18 protein-coding genes are annotated in these 23,687 nt (G+C 44.6%); 15 read left to right on the top strand and 3 right to left on the bottom strand.

Annotated features, from left to right (window positions below; translation table 11 throughout):
• Positions 1-11: 11 nt before the first annotated feature.
• Positions 12-1,715 (bottom strand): L-lactate permease, encoded by a 1,704-nt coding sequence (locus BCV39_RS16655; protein ID WP_102432089.1) that lies wholly within the window; start codon positions 1,713-1,715, stop codon positions 12-14.
• A 247-nt stretch (positions 1,716-1,962) separates the two neighbouring features.
• Between BCV39_RS16655 and BCV39_RS16650 the strand changes: the two genes are divergently transcribed.
• From BCV39_RS16650 to BCV39_RS16605, 9 genes are all read left to right on the top strand, one after another.
• Positions 1,963-2,880: a LysR family transcriptional regulator gene (locus BCV39_RS16650; protein WP_102432088.1), complete on the top strand. Its 918-nt coding sequence runs from the start codon at positions 1,963-1,965 to the stop codon at positions 2,878-2,880.
• A gap of 545 nt (positions 2,881-3,425) precedes the next feature.
• Positions 3,426-4,766, top strand: a complete 1,341-nt coding sequence (locus tag BCV39_RS16640; RefSeq protein ID WP_102432087.1) for a carbohydrate porin — start codon at positions 3,426-3,428, stop codon at positions 4,764-4,766.
• Positions 4,767-5,376: 610 nt separating this feature from the next.
• The gene (locus BCV39_RS16635) at positions 5,377-6,384 is read left to right on the top strand and encodes a LacI family DNA-binding transcriptional regulator (RefSeq protein WP_102432086.1); all 1,008 of its coding nucleotides are present in this window, start codon (positions 5,377-5,379) and stop codon (positions 6,382-6,384) included.
• 18 nt (positions 6,385-6,402) lie between these two features.
• Positions 6,403-7,650, top strand: a complete 1,248-nt coding sequence (locus BCV39_RS16630) for an extracellular solute-binding protein (protein WP_102432085.1) — start codon at positions 6,403-6,405, stop codon at positions 7,648-7,650.
• A gap of 67 nt (positions 7,651-7,717) precedes the next feature.
• Positions 7,718-8,704, top strand: a complete 987-nt coding sequence (locus BCV39_RS16625; protein ID WP_017068577.1) for a sugar ABC transporter permease — start codon at positions 7,718-7,720, stop codon at positions 8,702-8,704.
• 46 nt (positions 8,705-8,750) lie between these two features.
• Positions 8,751-9,599, top strand: coding sequence for a carbohydrate ABC transporter permease (locus tag BCV39_RS16620; protein WP_017061568.1), 849 nt, complete (start codon positions 8,751-8,753; stop codon positions 9,597-9,599).
• Between the two features lie 17 nt (positions 9,600-9,616).
• The gene (locus BCV39_RS16615; RefSeq protein ID WP_102432084.1) at positions 9,617-10,966 is read left to right on the top strand and encodes a GH1 family beta-glucosidase; all 1,350 of its coding nucleotides are present in this window, start codon (positions 9,617-9,619) and stop codon (positions 10,964-10,966) included.
• Complete coding sequence (gene ugpC, locus BCV39_RS16610; protein ID WP_019826228.1) at positions 10,966-12,057, top strand: sn-glycerol-3-phosphate ABC transporter ATP-binding protein UgpC; 1,092 nt, start codon at positions 10,966-10,968, stop codon at positions 12,055-12,057. Before BCV39_RS16615 ends, ugpC begins: the two co-directional genes overlap by 1 nt.
• A gap of 89 nt (positions 12,058-12,146) precedes the next feature.
• Positions 12,147-14,561, top strand: a complete 2,415-nt coding sequence (locus tag BCV39_RS16605; RefSeq protein WP_102432083.1) for a glycosyl transferase — start codon at positions 12,147-12,149, stop codon at positions 14,559-14,561.
• A 59-nt stretch (positions 14,562-14,620) separates the two neighbouring features.
• Here BCV39_RS16605 and BCV39_RS16600 read toward each other — a convergent pair whose 3' ends face one another.
• The gene (locus tag BCV39_RS16600) at positions 14,621-15,568 is read right to left on the bottom strand and encodes an aldose 1-epimerase (RefSeq protein ID WP_102460939.1); all 948 of its coding nucleotides are present in this window, start codon (positions 15,566-15,568) and stop codon (positions 14,621-14,623) included.
• A 64-nt stretch (positions 15,569-15,632) separates the two neighbouring features.
• Here BCV39_RS16600 and BCV39_RS16595 point away from each other — a divergent pair, with 64 nt between their 5' ends.
• The 3 genes from BCV39_RS16595 to BCV39_RS16585 all read left to right on the top strand — a co-directional run bounded on the left by BCV39_RS16595 (position 15,633) and on the right by BCV39_RS16585 (position 20,973).
• Positions 15,633-18,731 (top strand): GH116 family glycosyl hydrolase, encoded by a 3,099-nt coding sequence (locus tag BCV39_RS16595; protein ID WP_102431268.1) that lies wholly within the window; start codon positions 15,633-15,635, stop codon positions 18,729-18,731.
• A 97-nt stretch (positions 18,732-18,828) separates the two neighbouring features.
• Entirely contained in the window at positions 18,829-19,842 is a 1,014-nt protein-coding gene (locus BCV39_RS16590) for a substrate-binding domain-containing protein (RefSeq protein WP_048660661.1), read from the top strand.
• 348 nt (positions 19,843-20,190) lie between these two features.
• Positions 20,191-20,973, top strand: coding sequence for a hypothetical protein (locus tag BCV39_RS16585; RefSeq protein ID WP_102431267.1), 783 nt, complete (start codon positions 20,191-20,193; stop codon positions 20,971-20,973).
• A 312-nt stretch (positions 20,974-21,285) separates the two neighbouring features.
• Here BCV39_RS16585 and BCV39_RS16580 read toward each other — a convergent pair whose 3' ends face one another.
• Complete coding sequence (locus BCV39_RS16580; protein ID WP_058118981.1) at positions 21,286-22,155, bottom strand: LysR substrate-binding domain-containing protein; 870 nt, start codon at positions 22,153-22,155, stop codon at positions 21,286-21,288.
• A 106-nt stretch (positions 22,156-22,261) separates the two neighbouring features.
• Between BCV39_RS16580 and BCV39_RS16575 the strand changes: the two genes are divergently transcribed.
• The 3 genes from BCV39_RS16575 to BCV39_RS16565 are packed head-to-tail and all read left to right on the top strand — an operon-like array spanning position 22,262 to position 23,486.
• Positions 22,262-22,597 (top strand): carboxymuconolactone decarboxylase family protein, encoded by a 336-nt coding sequence (locus BCV39_RS16575; RefSeq protein WP_102431748.1) that lies wholly within the window; start codon positions 22,262-22,264, stop codon positions 22,595-22,597.
• Positions 22,588-22,992, top strand: coding sequence for a tautomerase family protein (locus BCV39_RS16570; protein ID WP_102431749.1), 405 nt, complete (start codon positions 22,588-22,590; stop codon positions 22,990-22,992). The genes BCV39_RS16575 and BCV39_RS16570 overlap by 10 nt, the downstream gene beginning before the upstream one ends.
• On the top strand, positions 22,989-23,486 hold the full coding sequence (locus BCV39_RS16565) for a DUF4865 family protein (protein ID WP_102431750.1): 498 nt from the start codon (positions 22,989-22,991) through the stop codon (positions 23,484-23,486). The genes BCV39_RS16570 and BCV39_RS16565 overlap by 4 nt, the downstream gene beginning before the upstream one ends.
• The last annotated feature ends 201 nt before the right edge of the window (positions 23,487-23,687 follow it).

Here is a 23,687-nt window from a genome sequence, read left to right as displayed (position 1 = left end):
CGACTTATGGTTTACATAAGTGCGTCTGTCATTTTGAAGCCGTAGATAACCACTAGGCCGATGATTCCTGTCATCACCAAGTAGTAGAACGTTGGGATGATAGTCTTACGTAGTGTTGCGCCTTCACGTCCTAACAAGCCTACGGTCGCCGATGCGGCTACCACGTTGTGAATCGCAATCATGTTACCTGCTGCTGCACCAACGGCTTGTAGAGCAACAACCACCGCACTAGAGATAGACAGAGTTTGCGCTACTTCGAATTGGAACTGGCTAAACATCATGTTTGAAACGGTGTTTGAACCTGCAATGAAGGCACCTAGCGCACCCACCGTGGCACTTAACGCTGGGAATGCGCCGCCGACTAGATCTGCTGCAAAGTTGGCCGTGGTTACTGGCATACTTGCTAAATCAGCGCCGTTCACGCCAGAGTTAATGAAGATACGAACCATTGGGATGGTGAACACCAACACAAAGCCTGCACCAATCAGAGTCTTGCTCGACTCACCAAAAGCTTTAGCCAGTGGTGTTGCGCTGCGAGATTGCATGAGAACCGCAACCAGCGCGACGAAGACCAAGATGCCGCCCGGTAGATACAGAGGTTGAATCGCAGTGCTTACGCCTGTCTCGCCAAGAATATTGCTGAATGAAAGGCTAACGCTCTTCAATAGGCCTTTGAACTCTGGGCTCACGCGGCTAGCAACTAGAGTGACAGCGAGCAGCACGTAAGGTGCCCATGCCATCGCCATGCTCATTTTTTTGTGGCTTTGGTTACCGTTTGAATTGTCGTCTAGATCGATCTTCAGAGAACCTAGCCATTCTGCTGGCCATTTATCTTCGCTTTCAAAATCCCATTTTGATTTAGGGACTAGGAAGCCGCGTTTTGCTGCTGTTACAACAATCGCAAGGCCAACCAAACCACCAATCAGTGATGGGAATTCAGCACCGAGGAAGACACCCGTTAGTGCGTAGGGAATAGTGAAAGCGGCACCTGCGAACAGTGCGAACGGGAGGATATCAAGACCTTCAGTCCAGCTTTTGTTCTTACCGAAGAAGCGAGTCAGCATCATCGCCATCAATACCGGAATCATCACACCAACGCAGGCGTGGATGATCGCAACACTTGATGTGATCTGTTGTAGGTAAGAATCCCATGTTGAACCATTGGCAATCAGGCTTTCACCGATGTTGTGCGTATCTAAACCTTTGTTCACACCAACGATAATAGGAGTGCCAACCGCGCCGAACGATACCGGCGTAGATTGAATCATCATGCCCATCAGTACCGCAGCTAATGCTGGGAAGCCGATTGCAACGAGTAGCGGTGCGGCGATTGCAGCGGGTGTGCCGAAGCCAGATGCGCCCTCAATGAATGAACCAAAACACCAAGCAATGATGATCGCTTGCACACGACGGTCTGCTGATATATCAGTAAAGCCGTTGCGGATGGTGGTGATAGCTCCGGTGTGTTTCAAAGTGTTTAATAAGAAGATGGCGCCAAACACAATCCAGAGAACTGATACGGTAATGCCGAAGCCTTGGAATACTGAAGCCAGCACGCGAGTGCTAGACATATCCCATGCGAATAGGGCGATAGCAACGGTTAATGCAAATGCCACTGGCATCGCTTTTTTTGCAGGCCAGTTAAGGCCAACCAGCAGAATCGCTGCAACAACTATTGGCGAAAAGGCCAATAATGCTAGTAGAGTTTCACTCATGGGTACTTCCTCGTACTTGTTTTCAAACGTTCATGTTTGAAGTGAATAACACGTCATTAGTTTTGTAGGTGTAATCTGAATCTCGAGGATTCAATTGTTGTAATTAGAGTCGCTTTATTTGTAACCGATGTGATTGCAAAAGCTGTTTTTGTAATTGTTTTGTTAATTTGGCGTGAATTTACCCCTTTATTTTTTATTGATATAGGGAAATAATGAAAATAATTAATTCCAAAATTGGCATAATCAAATGCGAGCAGACGATTTGATCCTGTTTTCACAGGTAGTAGAACTGGGCAGTTTCAGTAAAGTGGCAGAGCAAAATAACCTTACAAATTCGGTAGTTAGTAAAAGAATTGCGCGTTTGGAAGAAGAGATTGGCGTGCAATTATTGTATCGAACGACGCGTAAATTGACGCTTACCGAAGCCGGTAAGGCAATGTTACATAGCGCCAAAAATGTGAAGCAGGCGGCGCAAGAGGCTATGGACGCAGTTTCAGGCTTTGGTGAGAATGTCAGTGGTCATATCAAAATGTCAGTGCCTACTATCTCTGGAGATTTGATTCTCGCAGACGCCGTTGCCGAGTTTTGTAATATGCACCCAGGTTTAACGGTCGATATGTCGCTTAACAATCGTTTTGTTGATCTGGTTGAGGATGGTTTGGACTTGGTAATTCGTACCGGTTACTTGGAAGACTCAAGCCTTATTGCCCGTCATATATTGGATTCGCAATGGGTGGTGTGTGCCTCGCCCTCTTATATCGCCAAGAATGGTAAGCCAATGCTGCCTAAAGACTTGGTGAAGCACAATTGCTTGCAATACGCCTATCAAACAACAGGCGCTAGCGAGTGGCAGTTTCTGCACAGTAAAGATGGCTGTACCGACAACGATAAATACATTGTGCGTGTCTCAGGCTCTTTTTCGACTGACAACGCGACGGCATTAAGAAAAGCGGCGCTGGGTGGACATGGCGTTGCTTACGTGCCGCGCTGTCTGGTTTATCACGATATTCGCAACGGTCAGCTGGTGGATATTTTCCCTGATTTGGTCGGGAAAAAGTTGGGCATTTATGCGGTGTACCCTTTTACTCGCCAGCCACCAAACAAAATTAAGCTACTGATCGAACACATCAGAGCGCGTTACCTGACGATTTCACATTATTTTTAATGTTATGAGTTTTCGCCATGTTTTGATGAGTCGAGTCATAGCGTTACAGCATATAAAAGAAGGATCATGATAACTGCGGGGGATGCCGCAGAGTAAAGCTGTCGATCTCACTGCTAATATCTATGCATTTACTCTATTCAATATGGGAATAGAGTCCCTAGATTCACTTTAGCGAATACTTGATTTTAGATAACTGGGTATTTGACTAAGACCAAAAAACCTCAAAATCTGCCTTAGATTTTGAGGTTTTTCATATATATGAAAACCAATCAAAACTGCATCATGTTTCCCTCACTTTTACACTCTGTTTTCCGTGATAGACCCCGCCATTATTGATGAAATGAAAGCGATTTCAAGCTGCTGTTTTACGCATTATTCAATCTAACTCACTGATATTTAATTAATACTTTTGGCTGTGAACTTTCTAAAAGTTTCATGGGTTTTAAGCTGATTTATCAGTGTGAACAGCGACTAACTTTTCAACGCTTTCATTGCTTAATATTTCCCTGTTCGATGAAAACTCAAAAAAATAATAGGGAATTACAATGCAAAAATTTAAGCTTTTGCCAATAACAGTCGCAGTGGCGGCTTCGCTTGCTTCACTCTCTTCTTTCGCTGCAGAGACGGATCTTGCTGCTTTGGAACAACGAATCCAAGAGTTGGAGTCTCAGGTTGGAGATATCAAGTACACTGATGACCAACAACAAGCGGTTCTAACTTCAGACACGAATGTACCAGACGGTATCGTCTTCTCTGGTTATGCTCGTTACGGCGCTCACTATAAAAGCGGTGATGAGCGTTATGTAGACATCGGTACAACAGGTCGCTCAGTTGGTCGTTTAGGTAATGAAGCCAATGGTGGTGAAGTTCAGTTAGCTAAACTTTTCCAAGCTGACAATGGCGCTATCTGGGACGTCGTATTCATGGCTGACCACTGGGAAGCAGACGCGTGGGCTGATGACGGCGGTCTAAGTATGAAGAAAATGTATGCCGGTGTAACTAATGTATTTGAAAGCCAACCAGAACTTTACATGTGGGCTGGTCGCGATTTCCATCAACGTCCGCAACAAGGTTTGAACGATTACTTCTGGATGACACATGATGGTCAAGGTGCTGGTTTTAACAACTTAGACTTCGGTGGCGCCAAGCTAGACATGGGCTTTGTTGGTCAAGTGAAAGGTGGCCTAGTAAATGACAATGGTCGATACGCAGTGACCGCGAAGCTACACAGTATTGATGCTGGCATAGGTAATCTGGATTTTTACGCGAACTACGGTTTTGCATCGAGCGAAGCGGATACGTCTACGACGACTGAGTATGTATACGATCCAGTAACAGATTCAATGCAGCCTGTCGTGACTGCAGGTCAAAAAGTCAGTGATGAAACGGCATACTTAGTAGGTGCAACATTGGGCTTGGGTGAGTCTAACAAATTGGTTGTTAAGTACGGTGACGGTGCAGACTCATCTGTATTTGAACTGAAAGGTGATTACCAAACTTTGTACGCAAGTGTTGAAGGTAGCTACGCAGCGACAGACAACTTCATCATTGATTACTTAGTGTCGTACAAAGACAATTCTGGCTCAGATCTAGACCGCGAAAACACGGAATACGCGGGTATCGTTCGTCCACAGTACCAATGGGATGATGTTCACTCTACATGGTTAGAAGCTGGCTACGGCATGGTGGATTACGATGACGATGGTGAAGAGAACGCGTGGAAAGTAACGCTGTCTCAAAACGTTTCTCTAGGTGGTTTACCTTGGAGCCGTCCAATGCTTCGCTTCTACACAACGGTGGGTGATGTAGAAACGAAAGGTAACACAGTGAAGACAACGAATGTTGATACATTGTCGTTCGGCGCAATGTTTGAAGCTTGGTGGTAATCACCGATATAGAAAGCGCAGCTCTTTGAATTCGGCATATTTTCAAGGAGCGATACTTTCGAATATCCATGCTTGTTAAGGGCATACTTTGAAATACCTATGCTTTTAACGAGCAAGTAATACTGTCCATTTTAGCCCTAAAGGCAGATTGATTAGGGCATGTTATATAACTCCATTCTTGGGCACATTCTTTGTGCCCTTTTTTTCGCCACTAAATCAAGGATTCACCATGAGACTTTCTTCCATCGTGTCTCGAGTTTATTTAGGTTTCTCTGTACTGATCGTGATTATGCATGGTTAAGCATCAGTAGCAATAAAGACATAACGACTCGAATCGAAAACATCACCCAATCGCGCTGATAGAAAAACTGAGTTTAGACGTGCTTGTTTGATCTGAAGAACAAGTAACCGATAGGCGTCCTGATAGTATTAACAATAATCCCATGAAACAGTTTCATGGCGTAAAGGTAATCTGTAAGCGCTTTCATGATTTCCAGAACTGACCTTTTTACCTCCAAGTTTAGTGTGATGTTACTCACGCCTACTGAGACCTAATTCCTTAATAATCGTTTTGTAAGCGGTTACAAGCTAATGAAGTATCGAGGTTCGAGTGGCGACAATTAAACACGTATCAGAACATGCAGGTGTGTCTCAAGCGACAGTGTCTAGAGTGATCAACGGCACCAGTAGAGTGAGTCATGACAAGAAATTAAAGGTTGAAAAAGCGATCAAGGAGTTGGGTTATCGCCCGAATTCTATCGCTCAAGCCTTAGCTTCAAGTCGTACCGGTAGTGTTGGCGTTGTTGTTCCAGAACTTGGTGGCTCTTTCTATTCAGGCATCTTGCATAGCATAGAAGAAAACCTACGCCGCTTTGGTTACCACGCTGTTGTTGCGGCGGGCTCGAACACCGAACAAGGGCAGCGCGAGTCGGTGGAGTTTCTGTTGGGGCGTCGTGTTGATGCTTTGATTCTTCATACTCAACTGCTCAGTGATGACTATTTAATTGAATTGGAAGAACAGGGGACCCCTGTGGTTTTAATTAACCGCTTCATCCCAGAAATGGCGATGAGTTGCATTGATATTGATAACGAAGTCGGGGGGCTACTCGCTACTCAATACCTTTTGCAAAAGGGACATACAGATATCGCGTGTATTACCGGGCCTTTAGATAAAGCAGACGCTAGGGGGCGTTTGCAGGGGTATCGAAAGGCCTTGGAAGAAGCGGGTGTGCCTTACGATGAAGCTTTAGTCTCGGAAGCGGGCTTTACTGAAGAGACTGGCATCAGTGCTATGAAGAAGCTGATCAACCGTAAGTGTAAGTTTACGGCGGTGTTTGCTTCTAATGATCACATGGCTTTTGGCGCCTTCGAAGTTCTGCATCAAGAGGGATTGTCTGTTCCGAGAGATGTTTCTCTTGTTGGCTTCGATAACACTATCTTCGCGCGCTATCTGACCCCTAGTTTGACCACCATTAATTTCCCTATTGAAGAGATGAGCATTGAAGCAGTGCAGCTCACTCTGCAAAAGCTAAAAAAAATCAAACATGACGTGAACTTTAAATTGCTGCCGACGTTGGTCACTAGAAACTCGGTATCGGATTTACTCGTTACCCTATAAAAACATTAAGGATAGAACATGAAATTTAAGACCTTAGCGCTCTCATGCGCGGTTGCTTTAGGATTAGGTACAACGGCTGTTAATGCGGCTGACAAAGAGATTCGTTTCGATGGCTTCCCTGATTTCGATAGCAGCCTGAAGGTATTACTGCCTGATTTCGAAAAGAAAACAGGGATTAAAGTTGATTACCTTATGAACAACCACGGTGACCACCACACAAAACTAACCACTAACCTAGCAACTGGCTCAGGTGCGGGTGACGTGATTGTTGTGGACGTAGAGAAAATCGGCCCATTCGTTGGTTCTGGCGGCCTAGTTAACCTGTCTGAAAACTATGGTGCAGATAAATACGAAGAACGATTCGCTCCATACGCATGGGCGCAAGGCAAAGGCGCTGACGGCGACATGTACGGCATCCCTGTCGATCTTGGTCCAGGTGTTATGTACTACCGCACCGACGTGTTTGAAAAAGCAGGCATCAATGTAGAAGACGCAATCAAAGATTGGGATTCATACATCGCTGCGGGTGAAAAACTGAAAGAGCAAAACGTACAACTTATCGCTTCAGCAGCCGACGTGGCACAAGCGATCATCTTCACAACAGTTCCTGAAGGTGAAGGTCTTTACTTCGATAAAGATGGCAACCCAGTGGTGACATCTGAGCGTTTTGTTCACGCTTTTGAAGTGGCAAAAGAGATTCGCGACAAAGGCTTAGATGGCCGCATTCTGGCTTGGTCTAACGAATGGTACGAAGGCTTCCGCAACGGCACATTTGCAACTCAACTTTCTGGCGCTTGGCTACTTGGTCACCTAAACAACTGGATTGCACCTGAAACCAAAGGTAAGTGGGCAGTAGAGAACCTTCCTGATGGCATCTACGGCAGCTGGGGTGGTTCATTCCTATCTATCCCAACTCAGTCAGACAACCCAGATGAAGCTTGGGCACTTATTGAATACATGACGACTGACCGTGAAGTTCAACTTAAGCACTTCGAAACGATTGCGGCTTTCCCTGCGAACGTAACGACGTATGACGATGAGTTGTTCCAAGAAGAGATGGAGTTCCTAGGTGGGCAGAAAGCGCGCCTTCTATTTGCTGAAGTGGCACAAAACATCAAACCAGTATCTCCAGCTCAAGGCGACCACGTAGCACGTTCTATAATTTTAGAGAACGCATTGATGGAAGTGCTTGATGAAGGTAAGGACATCGAGACTGCATTGAAAGAGGCAGAGCGCCTAATCAAGCGTCGTACGCGTAATCTTTAATTTGTTTTTATTTTGAGTAAGTGAGGAAGCGTGGATAACGCGCTTCCTTTTTTAAGAGGTCGTTACTATGAATCATACAGCGAGCACAACGATAGAACCTGCGGACAAAAGCCTTTTTTCTCGTCTGAATTTGAAAGCGCTTACACCGTATGGATTCCTTCTGCCGTTTCTGATCATTTTTTCTGTATTTGGGATCTTCCCGCTGTTGTTCTCTGTTTACCTGTCGTTCCACGAATGGAACCCAGTACAGGGCATGGACGCAATGCAGTTCGTTGGTTTTGAGAACTATCACATTGCATTGACTGACCCGTGGCTATGGCGTTCGTTAAAGAACACATTGTGGCTAGCAATCACTTCGGGTGTGGCACAGCACTTAGTCGCAATTCCAGTGGCTTACATGTTGGTTTCAATGGGTGACCGTATGCGTCACTGGTTAACATCGGCGTATTTTCTACCGTTCATCACATCAACGGTCGCAGCGTCACTGATTTTCTTCAACATGTATTCTCCTAACTCAGGAATCATTAACCAAACGCTAATGGCACTGGCCGATAGCACGCTGTTTGGTTGGGCATTTGCTTGGGTTAACGATTTCCAACCAATCCGCTGGTTAGACGATGCCACTATGGTGAAGCCGTCTATCGCGATCATGGTTTTCTGGAAATACACCGGTTTTAACATCGTCCTTTACACCACAGGTTTAATGACGATTCCTAAAGATATTTTAGAAGCTGCTCGTATGGATGGTGCCAACGCCTTCCGCCGCTTCTGGAATATTTCACTACCAATGATTCGTCCATTTATCTTCTTTGCTATCACGATGACCATCATCGGTAACCTGCAAATGTTTGAAGAACCGTTCGTTCTAACGCGTGGTACAGGTGGTACGGGTCAATCAGGTCTAACTATCTCTATGTACCTCTACAAAGTGGGTTGGGAATGGTTAGAAATGGGCACCGCGTCAGCGATTTCATGGCTCCTGTTTGCACTCATCGCAACGTGTACCTTGGTTCAATTTTTATTCTTCGGTAAGAAAGGCTTAGGGGAACATTAAGATGTCGACATCAATTAAGACAAATACCTCACCACTAAGTGGCCTAATGCCAAGTGAACGCACCATGTACATCATGACTAAGATCTTGATGGTTATGCTCGGCATATTACTGATTGTTTCCGCAATCATTACGGTGTTCCCGTTTGTGTGGTCAGCACTGCTTTCAACACGTGACCGTTCGGAGATCTTCGGTTCAGGCATCAGCTTTGCGATTGGCGATAGCCTAATGGTGAACTACGCAAAACTGCTGGAAATCATGCCGTTTTGGAAAGCGATGTTTAACTCGATTTACGTGGCTTTCTTAGGCACCACCATCTCACTGCTGTTCTGTAGCATGGGTGGCTACGCGTTTGCTGTGTTTAAGTTCCGCGGTAAGAACGTGTTGTTCGGTATGCTGGTTGGCTCAATGGCGATTCCGCCTGTGCTTAGCTTGATCCCTTACTTCATGATCGTGAAATTCTTAGGCTTGCTAGATAACCACATGGCTGTATGGCTACCGTTCACAACCACGCCATTTGGTATCTTCTTGATGCGTCAGCACGTGATTGCATCGATTCCTAAAGAGCTATTAGAAGCGGCGAAACTAGATGGCGCAGGCGAGTTCAGAACGTACTGGAGCGTGGTACTGCCACTAATGAAGCCAGCACTTGCAACATTGGCTATCGTGCAGTTCGTCTTCTTCTGGAACATGTTTATGCAACCTCTTGTGGTGCTAAATAACCCAGACAATTATGTGATTACACAGGCGCTACGAAGCGTTCAAGGTATTCCGAATACGCCATGGGGTGCGGTAATGCTAGGCACCACAATTTCAATTTTACCACTCGTAATTACATACCTGTTCGCATCGAAACAGATGATCAGTGGTTTAACGTCCGGCGCAGTTAAAGGTTAGGTTTAAGGGTTATAACAATGAATAAATTTCAACTTCCAAGTGATTCAAAGTTACGCAGTAAGGAATTTGTATTCGGTGTCGCGACATCTTCATACCAAATTGAAGGCGGCGTTGAAGAGGGCGGTCGTACACCGTCTATCTGGGACACGTTTTGTAAGACGCCAGGTAAGGTAGATAACGGCGACAATGGTGATGTGGCATGTGATCACTACCACCTATGGAAGCAAGACATCGAGATGATTCAAGGCTTAGGCGTTGATGCTTACCGCCTATCAATTGCATGGCCACGTATTCTGCCGCAAGACGGTGAGGTGAATCAGCAAGGCCTAGAGTTTTATGAGCAGATCATCGATGAGTGTCATGCTCGTGGCATGAAGGTGTATGTGACTTTGTATCACTGGGATCTGCCACAATACCTTGAAGACAAAGGCGGTTGGCTAAAACGTGAAACGTCTTACAAATTTGCGGAATACGCAGAAGTCGTGAGTAACTACTTTGGCGACAAGATTGATGTTTACACAACATTGAACGAACCGTTTGTGTCTGCATTCCTTGGTTACCGTTGGGGCGAACACGCGCCAGGCATCAAGGGTGAGAAAGAGGGCTACTTAGCATCTCATCACCTAATGTTGGCACACGGTTTGGCGATGCCGATTCTTCGTAAGAATGCGCCTCATGCTAAGCATGGCGTGGTATTTAACGCGACTCCGGCTTACCCATTAACACCACAAGATCAAGGCGCAGCAGATTACTGCGAAGCGGAGAACTACCACTGGTTTATCGACCCAGTATTGAAGGGTGAATATCCGCAGTTAGTGGTTGAGCGTCAAGCGATGAACATGCCAATGATCCTTGAAGGTGATTTAGACATCATCAGCGCACCAGTCGACTACATTGGTATCAACTACTACACACGCAATGTCGCTCGCTTTAACGAGAATGGTGACATTGAATCAGTCAAGCAAACCGATGCTGAACACACTTACATCGGTTGGGAGATCAACCCACAAGGCCTAACTGATTTATTGGTAAGACTGGATGCTCGCTACGAAAATATGCCGCCTATCTACATTACGGAGAACGGTGCTGCAGGTAACGACGAGCGCGTTAATGGACAAGTGATGGATGATCAACGTGTTCGCTACTTCCAAGGTCATATCGAAGCGGTTCACAACGCAGTTGAAGCCGGTGTGAAAGTGGATGGTTACTTCGCTTGGAGTCTGATGGATAACTTTGAGTGGGCATTCGGTTACTGCCAGCGTTTTGGCATCGTCCACGTTGATTACACCACCCAAGAAAGAACATTGAAACAGAGCGCAATTGCGTACCGAAATATGCTTCTAGAGCGCGCTGAGGAGAACAGATAATGGCTAAAGTAGAATTTAAAAACATCAAAAAATCATTCGGTGATGTTGAAGTTGTCAAAGAATTTGATTTTACAGTTGAAGACGGTGAGTTCGTGGTTTTCCTTGGCCCATCTGGATGTGGTAAATCGACAACGCTACGTATGCTTGCGGGTCTTGAAAGCATCAGCTCTGGCGACATTGTGGTTGGCGGTAAGTTGATGAATAAAGTCGACGCGAAAGACCGTGATTTGGCGATGGTATTCCAAAGCTACGCTCTGTACCCACACATGACGGTGTACGAGAACATCGCCTTTGCGTTAAAACTGAAAGGCATGCCGAAAGCAGAAATCGACGTAGAAGTACTAAAAGCGGCGAAAATGCTAGAGCTTGACCCGCTACTGAACCGTAAGCCAAAAGAGCTTTCTGGTGGTCAACGTCAGCGTGTGGCAATGGGCCGTGCAATGGTTCGTACACCTAAGGTTTTCTTGTTTGATGAGCCGTTATCTAACCTAGATGCAAAACTTCGTGGCGTGATGCGTGAAGAGATCAAACACCTACACCGCGAGCTTAAAACTACCACGATCTACGTAACTCACGATCAAATCGAAGCGATGACTTTGGCGGATCGCATCGTGATCCTGAAAGACGGTTATGTTGCTCAAGTAGGTACGCCAACCGAGGTGTTCCAACGTCCTGCAAACAAGTTTGTCGCGCAATTCATTGGTAACCCGTCAATGAACATGTTGGAAGCAAAGCTGATTGAAAAAGAAGGCGAGTACTTCGTTGAACTTGGCGATGTTCATATCCCACTGCCAGAGCGCTTTAAGTCTCTAGCATCTAAAAACCTAGCGCTTCATTTTGGTGTTCGTCCAACAGACATCCATCTACGTGCTGAGCAAGTTGACCACGACCGTGTGCTGCCATTCCCTGTGAAAATCAAAGACAAGGAACTGCTAGGCGCGAGCATTCTTCTGAAAACAGAAATCGGCGGTCAACCGCTGATGGTTGAGACCCAAGCTGCTGAAGTGGATGTGAAAGAGCTGACGCTTTACTTGGATCTGGATGCTTTCCACCTATTCGATGCACTGAGTGAGAACTCGCTAGCGAGCTAGTCAATTTAAATCAGCCATTGAGCTGATACCAACCAACTTACGACAAATTGTTTTGGCTCCTCCTGATTTGGGAGGGGCTAGGGATAGTGATGATGAAATTCGGATATTTTGACGATAAAAACAAAGAATACGTAGCAACCACGCCATGCACACCGATTAAATGGTGTAACTATGTGGGCACATTAGATTTTGGTGGCATTGTCGATAGCAATGGCGGTGTGCTGTTGTGTAAGGGCGACCCGGCACTGAACCGTATCACCAAGTACATTGCACAACTGCCAAACTCAGATTTCAAAGGTTCGACCATGTACCTCAAGGTGCGTGACGAAGCGGGTAATGTAGAGGTGTTCTCACCCTTCTACACTCCGACTCTGAAGCCGCTAGATAAGTTTGAAAACCATACAGGCCTGTCTTACACCACCATCATTGCAGAAGCGTTTGGTGTGCGTTGTGAAGCAACGTTCTTCGTACCAAAAGCAGACCAAGTATTGCTGCAAGACATCAAAGTCACCAACATTTCAGACAAAGCGCTGCACGTTGATGTGGTACCGGTGTATGAATTCACGCACTTCGATGCGCTTAAGCAGCTATTGAATGCGGATTGGGTTCCACAAACCATGACACTGAAAGCACACCAGCAAGAATCGGGTCATACCGTGCTTGAGCAGTATGCCTTCATGAAGCGCGACTACGCGGTGAACTTGATGACTGCTGATCGTCCTGTGACATCATTTGATGGTGACCGCCAATCATTCCTAGGTCAGTTTGGCTACGGAACTTGGGCTGCACCGCAAGCGTTAGAAAACGATGAGCTTGGCAACACTGAGTGTTTGCGTGGCGATAACATTGGTGCACTTAACCTACGTCTGGGTTGGTTATCTCCAGAGCAGACAGAACGTACGGTCGTACAGATCGCACAAGAAGAGAGCCTAGAAGCTGCATTGCCTCTATTGGCTAAATATCGTGACCATCAAGTGGTGGATTCGGCATTCGCTGAACTGGCTGAGCACTGGGACTCTTACCTACAAGCGGTTCAGGTTGAAACGCCAGACCCGGCAATGAACTCGATGCTTAACGTACATAATCCACGTCAATGCCACACAACCAAAAACTGGTCTCGTTACCTGTCTTTGTACCAACTTGGCTATGGCGCTCGCGGCATCGGTTTCCGTGACTCTTCTCAAGATACATTAGGCGTGATTACTCACATGCCAGAAGAAGCGCGTGAGTTTATTGAGCGTCTGCTGTCGGTGCAAAACACCAACGGTTCGGCAATGCACCAGTTCTTCCCGTCAACCATGGAAGCAAACGCAGGTGATTCGCGTGAAGAAGAAGATCGCCCGGATTACTACGGTGATGATCACCTGTGGATCATCTACGCGGTGACGCAATATGTGAAAGAAACGGGCAATGCAGACTTCTTGAATAAAGAGATCCCGTTCTATCAAAAAGACAAAGCGGGCAACCCAATCGAAACGGGAACTGTTTGGAACCACCTGTGCCGCGCGATTGAATTTACCTACACCAATACTGGTGAGCACGGTCTACCGCTGCTAGGTTTTGCTGACTGGAACGACACGGTGAACCTGCCAACGGGTGCTGAGTCGATGATGGTAGCCAACATGTACGGCAAAGCCCTGCTCGATATGCTGGACCTTTGTGAGCTACGTGGCGAAGCGCAACTGACGACTAAGTTTAAAGATCAGTACCAACAGATGCAGAGTACGGTGAATGAGTACGGTTGGGATGGCGAGTGGTTCGTTCGTTACTTTGATGAGCAAGGTTTGCCAATCGGTTCTCATAAAAATGAGCAAGGGCAGATCTACACTAACGGTCAAAGCTGGCCTGTAATTTCTGGTTTCGCGACTCAAGAACGTGCAACGCAAGCGCTAGATTCGGTTTACAACAAACTGAACACCACCAATGGCATCAAACTTTCAACACCGGGTTACAACGGCTTTGATCCACAGCTAGGTGGTGTATCAACATACCCACCGGGTGCGAAAGAGAACGGCGGTATCTTCCTGCATTCAAACCCATGGGTGATGATCGCAGAAGCGAAAATGGGCAACGGCGAGCGTGCTTATGAGTACTACCGTCAAATTAATCCGGCTTCGAAGAACGACGATATTGATACCTTCGAGTCAGAGCCATACTGCTACCCACAAAACATCTTGGGTGACGAACATAAACAGTTCGGCTTAGGTCGTAATGCATGGCTGTCTGGTACTTCATCTTGGACATACGTTGCAGGTACGCAGTGGATTCTGGGTGTTCGTCCTGAAGTGGATGGTTTGCTGGTGGACCCTTGTATTCCGGCTGAGTGGCCTGAATTCAAAGTCCGTCGTCAGTTCCGTGGCGCAACATATATCATCCATGTCTCGAACCCGAACAATGTGTGTAAAGGTGTGGTTGAAATGAAGGTCAATGGTGACCTGATTTCAGGCAACAAAGCACCGGTATTTACATCGGGTGAGCACATGGTAGAAGTGGTATTAGGCTAACAAAGAGAAGGGCGCTTTATGCGCCCTTTATTGCTTTTTGGTTTCTCTTTAGTGTTGTTTTATTTTGGTTGATAGCTGGCCTGGCATTGCCAATTGAAGGTTTGAGACTGGTTCGGGCTAAGCGTCAGTAAGCCAATTTGGTTATTGAATGCATCTGCAGGGCAAGTCATTGGTTCTATTGCAATGCTTTGCTCGCTAGCCGGCGTGTACAGCTGAACGAATGGGTAGCTTGCATCTTGTTGATAGTGAATCGCAGCTGATGAATCTGAGCGCGTCAAAGTCAGTTGGTTGGTTGTCTTCGAATCAAATTCAAAGCAGTGATTTAGGCTTTGATTCGTCAGGGAGTCGCCCAAAGACAAACGGTCAAAAACCTGTTTTTCACCATTAGGTAGGTCGTTCACGTGTATGACTTCGGAGCACTGCGACATGGACAGCGCACATTCTGTCAGATCCGTACCCAGTGAAAAGTAAGGGTGCCAAGCATCACCGAATGGGAAGGCAGAATCACCAAGATTAGAAGCGGTTGTTGAGCAAGAGAGCTTGCCTGTTATGTCGATAGTGAAGGTGACTTCAAGGTTAAAAGCAAATGGGAAAGCAGGGTGCAAAGAAGACGTTTGATACTGCATTGTCACACTGGCTAACTCTTCGTTGGCTACGCTGTTTGTGATTGAAAAAGGTTGGTTATAGAGCAGGCCATGTACGGCGTGATCAGACCAAGGAAAGTTAGCCGGGAGTTGATGGTTTTGGTTATCGAAACTGTAACGACCTAAGTTTAAACGGTTTGGAAAAGGGAATAATTTAGCACTGCGGGAAAAGAACGGATGTTGGTTGATCAGTTCATCATAATTCTGATAACCACAAATAAAAGAGAACGGACTGTTATTTACGATATATTTATTAATAATAGCACCAAATTCATTGATTATTTGAAGTTCTATACCATGTTGGTGGTTTATTAATGTGACAGAGTCAATACTTCCAAATTTTTCATTTATAATTTTAAACATGTTGATGTCTCCATTTTTGAAAGATATTAACAAGAAGAAAAAAATATTCAATGGCGGTTTTAAAATGAATAATAAAATTCCATATACAAGCTATTCAGGAAATTCAAAACACCTTTGCAAAAAAGGTGATGCAGTTGAATTTATTCAACCTTGGTACACGCCAATTTCTACCACACCAGAAAATACCGGCATGGCAGTGGGTGGTATTGGTAATACATTTACACTGACGCCAAATGGCAACACGCCAAACTTTAGCTTTATCCCTGGTATATTTGTTGATTGTTCAGAGCAAGTTATTAATTTTAATGATTTTTATGCTTCAGTGATGGATGTGCCAACCATCGACACGCTGCAAGTCATTAATGAGCAAGATCTGGGCGTTCACCTGAACTTTTACCCTGCTTTGTTCGATGGTAAGAAGATTGATAATACAGACATGTCGAATGCGATTAACCACATTCGTTCGGCATTAAAAAATGGTGGCTTCTACCAAGAGAATAAAGCTAACTTTACAAAATGGAACATTGAGTTTTCAAATAAGACTCTATTATTGATTGACTCAGATTCATCTTCAATTATTTGTCAATTATATGTAGCCTTAGATTTCTTTAATGGTTTATTAATAAATGATACAGTTAAGTTATTATCACTTACTGCTGGTGATAATAATGATATGGATAGTCTCAATGGCAGTGATATAGATAGTGTCAACGGTAAGGATATCGAATATCAAGCTTTGTATCCATTAGCTGAATATAAATATAACAGTTTTGATGACATTAAAATAAAACGTAAAGTGGTTTCTCCAATCGTTAAAAACGACAAACGCCTGTGCTCTTTACCGATGCACTGGAATCACTTCGAATTAACCAATCATTCGGCGCAAACACGCGTGGTTACGCTTGCTCAGCCGCTACAAAACTTGATTGGCTCAACTTATCGCAAAGGTCGCGATGGCATTCAAGATTCGGCGTGTACCTTGTCTCAAAATCCAATCGCCCAGCAGCATCAAGCGGTTAGCGTAAACGGCGAAAACCACGGTTTTACGGGTGTCCAGCTCACTAGTCAGTCCCCGTATCAAAGTGATATTGAAGGTGAAGTGGTGTTTGGTGTTCAAGCGAATAACCACCTGACCGAATCTGGCAAGATATCGGTGTCTGTGAAGCCAACACTTTATACCTCTAAGGCAGCGGAGCAAACAGAGTTCGCACTGAGAACAGGCCGCACAAACGCTGAATTCCAAACAGGTATCTACACTGGGCGTGAAGCTCTGAGTGCATTGATTGTGGTTCAGGTTGAGTTGGAGCCGGGGGAGTCTGTTGATCTGCGTTTTACACAGGTGATGGCACACAGCAAAGTCATGCTTAATGGTTGGCGTTCAGAGAAGGCCTACACGCAATTCTATCCGCAAGCGAAACCTGCTCTGCCGATGTTAGAAGAGGTATTGCCAGAGCTAGAAGCGATTGAGCAACGAATTGTCGAACAACAAACGGCCTTCCTACAGCAAGCTCAACGCAAAATTTCACAGCCTGAATCGGCACTGCGTTATGCGACGATGGCGATGAATTCACTATCATTCCTAGCCGAATCAACGGTATGGGATAAAGAAGACAAATTCCTGGTGAAGGAGTGTGTTGATTATCCGTTCTTTAACTCTCTGGATGTGTATTTCTACGGCTCATTTTCGCTTCTTTATTTATTGCCGGTGCTTGATGGCTGCGTGATGAAAGAGTTTTCGAAAGCCATTTTGGCCGAAGACTTTACTCAGCGCCGATACTGGGAATATGAAGCAACACCGAATGCTGAATTGATCGATGAGAAGTACCAAGGCGTGCGTGCTATTCGAGGTGCGGTTATTCATGACTTGGGTAGCCCGTTCGACATCCAGCCTGACGCGTACAGCTGGCACAACGTGAAAGAGTGGAAGGACTTAGCACCGAAATACATTCTGATGGTGTACCGTCACTATCAAAACACGCAAGATATTTCTGTAGTTAAAGAGTGCTGGCAGGCTGTGACTGAGAGCATCGATTTCTTATCGAACTTGGTCGCTGAGGGCGATGATTTACCGCTAACCCGAGGCACAGACGATACCTTTGATAACCTGGCTTCTCATGGTATTTCAATTTACTGCGCGAGCCTTTGGGTTGCTGGCCTTCAAGCTGCGAGTGAACTTGCACAATTGATGGGCGAAAACGATCTGGGTTCGGATTACCTAACACGTTCGAAAAAGGCATTAGCAACAGTTGAGCAAAGCTTGTGGGATGAGAAAGAAGGCTACTACCATTTCTTCGTGACGCCAGTTCAAGCCAAGCATCTAACGGGCGAAGGCTACCAAAACCTGGAAACCTTAGGCCTGACTTTGACGGGTGATACGATTGCTGACAAGAATACGCTCAATGCCTATCTCAATGAGACCGATACCTCCATCAACATCAGCAAGGTATCTCAAAGAGTCTCTAAGAAACGCTTACTGAGTGAGACCGCGCCTCAAGCCTTTACTCAAGAATATCTAGAACTAGTACCAGATTCAGACAACAGCTTTGGTGATGCACTGCTTGCAGACAGCTATCTCAAGCTGATTGGTTTGGAGGGCATTTTCCCGCAAGAGCGTATTCAACGCGCATTGGACTATGTTTATAAACATAACTTTGAGATCAACAGCCCTAAGCTGGGTGTGGCGAATATGACATTGGCAGATGGTTCACCACATGAGGCTTTTCAGGCACAAGATGTGTGGATTGGTGTGCAATTTAGTGTCGCAACAGCGTTGAGTTTAGCGGGCAAATCGCAGCAAGCAGAAACATTGATGGACACCGTGTATACCGCGCTGTATGACTATTCAAAAATTCCATTTGCCGCGCCAGAAGGGTTCAATTGCTCAGTCTCATTTGATGAGAAAGATCTTTCAGAGTCTTTTAAATTGTCACAAAATGATGCGAAAAAGTGGCTTACTGCACTTAAATTGCAAAAGTGTGTGCTGTCTGACGGTCGAGTTAGTCCTGACCTGACTAAAGACAGTGATAAATTTGTTAGTATGTTGCAAGGCGAAATTTCAGCGGAACAAGCCATGATTCTTCACAAATGGCTACTGAGCACCGGGTTGAAATACACCGCAGGTCGTTATTTCAGACCGGGGATGATCTTCGCCTACATGTATTAACTTAATGATACGAGTTTCAACGAAAGCTGTGGTATGCAGGTTGAAATAGGTGGGGAGCTTTCGGGCTCCCCAAATGTCACTGGATTAGGGTATCGAGATGCGCACTAAAACTAAAAAAACAACCGTATACGATGTAGCGAGACTCGCTGGTGTTTCCCCAAGCACGGTTTCTCGTTTTCTTAATCGAACCACTTATGTGTCGGATGATAAAAGCCAGAACATCGAGCAAGCAATCAAAGACACGGGCTACAAACCCAATTTTCAAATGCAAGAGAACATCAATCGCCGTTCATTGACAATCGGTGTATTGGTGCAACACCCTGACAGCCCTTACACCAGTCGTATTCTCAACGACATGGAGAAAACTTTGATTGCTCAAGGTTACTCTTTGGTGATTGCGACAGGACATTGGCAGAAAAAACTGGAATTACATGCACTGGAGTATCTGGCGAAAAGTAATGTTGATGGCATGATCATTGTGACCGGAAGCGTGAGTAAAGAAGATATCGCCAAATATGCACAAGACATCCCGGTCGTGGCGGTGGGGTACGACATTATTGATGACAACATCCGCACGCTCAACATTGATAATGTGCTGGGCGGCTACATGGCGACCCTGCACTTACTGCAACAAGGGCATGTGAATATCGCTCATATTAAAGGGCTTTCAAGTCAACCTGATGCGGGGAACCGCTTTGAAGGCTACAAGAAAGCGCTGCAAGAGGCGGGTATAAAAGTGATGCCAAAACTCGTCAAACAGGGTGACTTCAGTAGTGAATCTGGTTATGAGAAAACCGTTGAATTAATAGAGTCAAAGGTTCATTTTTCGGCTCTGTTCGCAGCCAATGACCAAACCGCTTACGGGGCGATTAAGGCGCTACACGATCACGGTTATAAAGTTCCAGAAGACGTGTCGGTGATTGGATTTGATGACTTGCCGACGTCTAAGTATTTCACGCCAGCCCTGACGACGCTGAGACAGCCGATTGAAGAGATTGGAGAGGTGTGTGCTCAGTCGATCTTGAACTTGTTATCTGGCGAGCGACATGAAGCTCGTTTACCACCGATTGACTTAATCGTCAGAGAGTCGACCAAGTCTTTGTATCGTTAATTTCAAGACAAGCATCAAGGTGGTGCGTCCGTGATGATTCGTATTGATATTAACGCGGACCATGGTGCAGGTAAGCTAAAACACTTCTGTCCCACTCTTCTTAGCTCCGCCGAACGGAGCCCTTCGAACGTTCTAGAATAGAACAAATTAAACCAATCCATATGTACGGTGTTTATACGGATATTTTTGGTAGGCTTCTTACGAATATCGCTTTCGATTCACACAATAGCATTATACTTATTGAGCCTCATAATAGACGACAGCAATATAATAAAAACGTAGATACGGAAGAGTTACGTCTGTAAAGCGCGAGGCATTTACATACAGTTTTAGCTATGAGGAGGTCAAATGGGTGACTGGGACTATTTATATGACATGCATAATGAAGGTTATAGCGCTGATCAGATAACTGACGCAGCAGGTTGCGGGTATAACCCATATGATATTAACCTAGATCTACATGCTTTAGGGTTATCTCCTAAAGAATGGGAGGCGACTGATAGTAATTTTAATTCAGAGTTATCCAAAGTTAACCCCAAGTTAGAAGTGATCTTTGAGAAGTTGGTGGATAATGCCGAAGCTTTCTACGATCTTACAAATCGTTATTTGCAGATTTGGGGGGAGTTAGGAGAGTTATATGCCGAAATTAACTATGGGATTAAGCGGCATAAACCACATACTAAAGGGTCAGACGGAAAGCTAGGAAATGACTTCATCGAAATAAAAACGATTTCTCCTGAAAAGAATAAAGAAGAAGTGAAAGTGAAACGCGCTGGAAACTTTAATAAGCTTCTAATTGTAAAAATATCCTCCGACTTTACGTTTGAAGGGCAGCTAATCGCCCGAAAAGATCTACCGAAAGGTGAAGGTAAACATGCAAGAGCTTCATGGGAACGTAAGAAAACTGTAGTCACAAAACCACAAACTGTAATCACAAAATCAATGACTGGCTCACCTGAAGCCAAAATATATGCAGCCCTAAAGGTTCCTACTTATTTAGATGCCGAACTTCAAAACAAGCTTGGTTTGTCGGAGTTAGATTTCACAAAAGCAGTTAGTGAGCTTTCTAAATCCCAAAAGATTAAGCGTTCACTAGAAGATGGTAAAAAATGGGTACGCAATACAAAGTAACCTAGTAAATCGATAAGACAGATTTGCAACGATTGGCATTCTCAGTTCAAGTTGAATTTAGTGCTTACAGTTCAATTCTAAATAAGTTGAGTGGTGGCGTCGTTTACTGCTTAACGTTACATCAGCCAATCCACAATCTAGTAAATTAGTAAAATCGTTAACTCATAATTGCCCCAAAGCTTGTTAGAGCAAATACTCATTCACATCGAATTAATGTGATTTTAGATTAGTTTACCTAATCATTAGATCTGACTCAGGCTTGCTCATAGTGTGGACTTTTATGTCCCCAATTCTGTCAGCAATTCAATCACTTTACTTTTTGATATAGAGTGTAAGCTGTTGTTTTAATTCGTCATACAATTGTTCCTGTACTTTTTCTAACTTATATTGATTACGATCGAGGCACAACCTAAGTTTTCCAAGGACCGGCAAACCATCCAACTTACTAATAGTATCCGGGTGACTGAAAGAAGAGCGAACCGTAACTCCTAAGCCAGCATCAACAGCGCTCCATAAGTTACTCAGACTTCGGCCAACAAAGGTAATTTTCCATGGAATCCCCTCGCGATCTAATGCTGCTATGGCTTGTTGTCTGATAATGCAAGAACCATCAAGCATGACTAGTGGTACAGGTTTAGAAATATTAATGGATTCTTTAAGATATTTATTTGATGGCCCATACCAGTACAGTGGTAATTCTGCCAGAAGTTCACTATATGGCGCCGATTTTTCACCTCTCCAGCCCAATGAAAAGTCTAACTCACCAGATTGAATGCCATCCATCAACTCCTGATGGCGCCCAACAATGGATTGCAATTGTAAATTTGGATGTGAGCGAGAGAATACACCTAGCAACTGAGGCAATAGTACGTCACTAAAATCTTCTTGTAAGCCAAAAACCACTTTCCCCGTCAATGAATTTTCCACTAACTGGTTTAAAGCTTCGTCATTTAACTGAAGCATGCGACGGGCATAAGCCAGAATAATTTCACCTGCTTCAGTCGGCTCTAGATGGCGGCCGATTTTGGTCACTAATGACGTGTGGCACTGCTGTTCGAGCTTTTTTAACTGGGCACTGGCCGCAGAGGGTGAACGATTAAGTCGTTCAGCTGCAGCTGCAAAGCTGCCTAACTCAATTCCTAAGACAAAACATCGTAAGGCATCTAAATCCAGACTCCGCATGTTCAACTATCCTGAAAATCGAAACTGTATATCAAAATAGTTTTGATTTTTTATATTAAAAAATCAACTTATTCTTTTCCAGTAGACGAAAAAACAGGGGAAATATATGGATACAAAAGAACAATACTTAATGAAACTGTTTGCTGAAATTGCTCCACAATTTCATAAAGTTACGGAAGATATCTTATTTGGACAGATATGGCGTGATGAGAGTCTGAGCACTCGTGATAGAAGTCTGATAACCATCACCGCGTTAGTGGTCTTAAATCGTGTGGAACAACTACCGGGTCATTTAGCTCGGGCATTCAGCAACGGGCTGACAGTAAAAGAACTGAGTGCAACAATGACTCATCTTGCTTTTTATGCAGGTTGGCCTGTAACGGCTTCTGCACTTGAGCGGTTAGATGAGATGGACCACAAGAGGAATGACAAATGCCAATGACACGAATTTCTATAGGTAATGAGTTATTTGAAAAATATAAGCATCAAATATCATACATTCTCCAGCAATGTTTAGAAGCTTATTTTGCAGTACCGAATGGAGACTGTTTTCAAATATTCGACATTCATGCCCCACAGCAAAAGGTTTTTAATTCGAATTATCCAAATCTGGCTCAAAGTCGTAGTGAATCTGGAATTTTGTTTCACATATTCGCTGGAAAATCACGTGACCATGAACAAAAGCGAGCCTTGTACAAAGCGTTGTGTGAGCAACTTCAGGCCCAACCCCCCATTCGTAAAGAAGATATCATGGTCATTGTTCAATTCAATGGCCCAGAAGACTGGTCTTTTTCCTCTGGTCAGTCATGGAAAGATGAAATGGAGATAATACAATGATAGCAATGCAATATAAAATCGTTCTCCCGTCTGATTATCCTATGGAAAAAATAGAAGCTCGTATCAAGGAAAAAGGTCACTTATTAGATGGGTTCCCAGGGTTAATTTTTAAAGCCTATCTTTATTCGCGTAAAGACGCGAAAAGTTATGAAAATCAGATGAATAGCTACGCCCCGTTTTATGTTTGGAGAGATCATCACGCAATGGTCTTATTTCTCCAAAGTGATGGATTCAAAGCTCTTTGCGAACAATTCGGTCGCCCAAAGGTTGATATTTGGTTCGTTGACGACGAGCCAAACGTTCCTGATTCGCACCATTCTCTTGCGTGTATTCATAATAAAGTCAACCAACATACAGATGTACACGGCTTAGATTATATCTCGTGGGAAACGCTCGGTTTAACGTGGTTGAGTAGCTCAGAAGGTATTGATGATAGTAGCGGTGAAGTTTACTCTGTGGGGTATGTTGCTCATGGTCAAAATAATATTGAGTAATGAGATGCATTAGGTTCACTAACATAATTAAGTGTGTTTTGACCTAAGCCAAAACACACTTTTGTCCAATTATCATTTTGAGCGACAGTTGCCCCGTTTATCTTGATTGCATATGCTAGCTATGTAAAACAGTATTGTTATTTAAGCCACATATACATGGCCACTTTCCCTACTCTGGAAAGTGGCATTTTTTAGTTAAAA

Source organism: Vibrio sp. 10N.286.55.E10 (assembly GCF_002872555.1).
Taxonomy (GTDB): domain Bacteria; phylum Pseudomonadota; class Gammaproteobacteria; order Enterobacterales; family Vibrionaceae; genus Vibrio; species Vibrio crassostreae.
The sequence above is the reverse complement of the archived record's forward strand: the minus strand, read 5'-3'. Positions and strand labels throughout refer to the sequence as shown.

Coding starts and splice junctions, on each gene's coding strand:
- BCV39_RS16655 (WP_102432089.1), bottom strand. CDS start 1,715: ATGAGTGAAACTCTACTAGCATTATTGGCCTTTTCGCCAATAGTTGTT.
- BCV39_RS16650 (WP_102432088.1), top strand. CDS start 1,963: ATGCGAGCAGACGATTTGATCCTGTTTTCACAGGTAGTAGAACTGGGC.
- BCV39_RS16640 (WP_102432087.1), top strand. CDS start 3,426: ATGCAAAAATTTAAGCTTTTGCCAATAACAGTCGCAGTGGCGGCTTCG.
- BCV39_RS16630 (WP_102432085.1), top strand. CDS start 6,403: ATGAAATTTAAGACCTTAGCGCTCTCATGCGCGGTTGCTTTAGGATTA.
- BCV39_RS16625 (WP_017068577.1), top strand. CDS start 7,718: ATGAATCATACAGCGAGCACAACGATAGAACCTGCGGACAAAAGCCTT.
- BCV39_RS16620 (WP_017061568.1), top strand. CDS start 8,751: ATGCCAAGTGAACGCACCATGTACATCATGACTAAGATCTTGATGGTT.
- BCV39_RS16615 (WP_102432084.1), top strand. CDS start 9,617: ATGAATAAATTTCAACTTCCAAGTGATTCAAAGTTACGCAGTAAGGAA.
- ugpC (WP_019826228.1), top strand. CDS start 10,966: ATGGCTAAAGTAGAATTTAAAAACATCAAAAAATCATTCGGTGATGTT.
- BCV39_RS16605 (WP_102432083.1), top strand. CDS start 12,147: ATGATGAAATTCGGATATTTTGACGATAAAAACAAAGAATACGTAGCA.
- BCV39_RS16600 (WP_102460939.1), bottom strand. CDS start 15,568: ATGTTTAAAATTATAAATGAAAAATTTGGAAGTATTGACTCTGTCACA.
- BCV39_RS16595 (WP_102431268.1), top strand. CDS start 15,633: ATGAATAATAAAATTCCATATACAAGCTATTCAGGAAATTCAAAACAC.
- BCV39_RS16590 (WP_048660661.1), top strand. CDS start 18,829: ATGCGCACTAAAACTAAAAAAACAACCGTATACGATGTAGCGAGACTC.
- BCV39_RS16585 (WP_102431267.1), top strand. CDS start 20,191: ATGGGTGACTGGGACTATTTATATGACATGCATAATGAAGGTTATAGC.
- BCV39_RS16580 (WP_058118981.1), bottom strand. CDS start 22,155: ATGCGGAGTCTGGATTTAGATGCCTTACGATGTTTTGTCTTAGGAATT.
- BCV39_RS16575 (WP_102431748.1), top strand. CDS start 22,262: ATGGATACAAAAGAACAATACTTAATGAAACTGTTTGCTGAAATTGCT.
- BCV39_RS16570 (WP_102431749.1), top strand. CDS start 22,588: ATGCCAATGACACGAATTTCTATAGGTAATGAGTTATTTGAAAAATAT.
- BCV39_RS16565 (WP_102431750.1), top strand. CDS start 22,989: ATGATAGCAATGCAATATAAAATCGTTCTCCCGTCTGATTATCCTATG.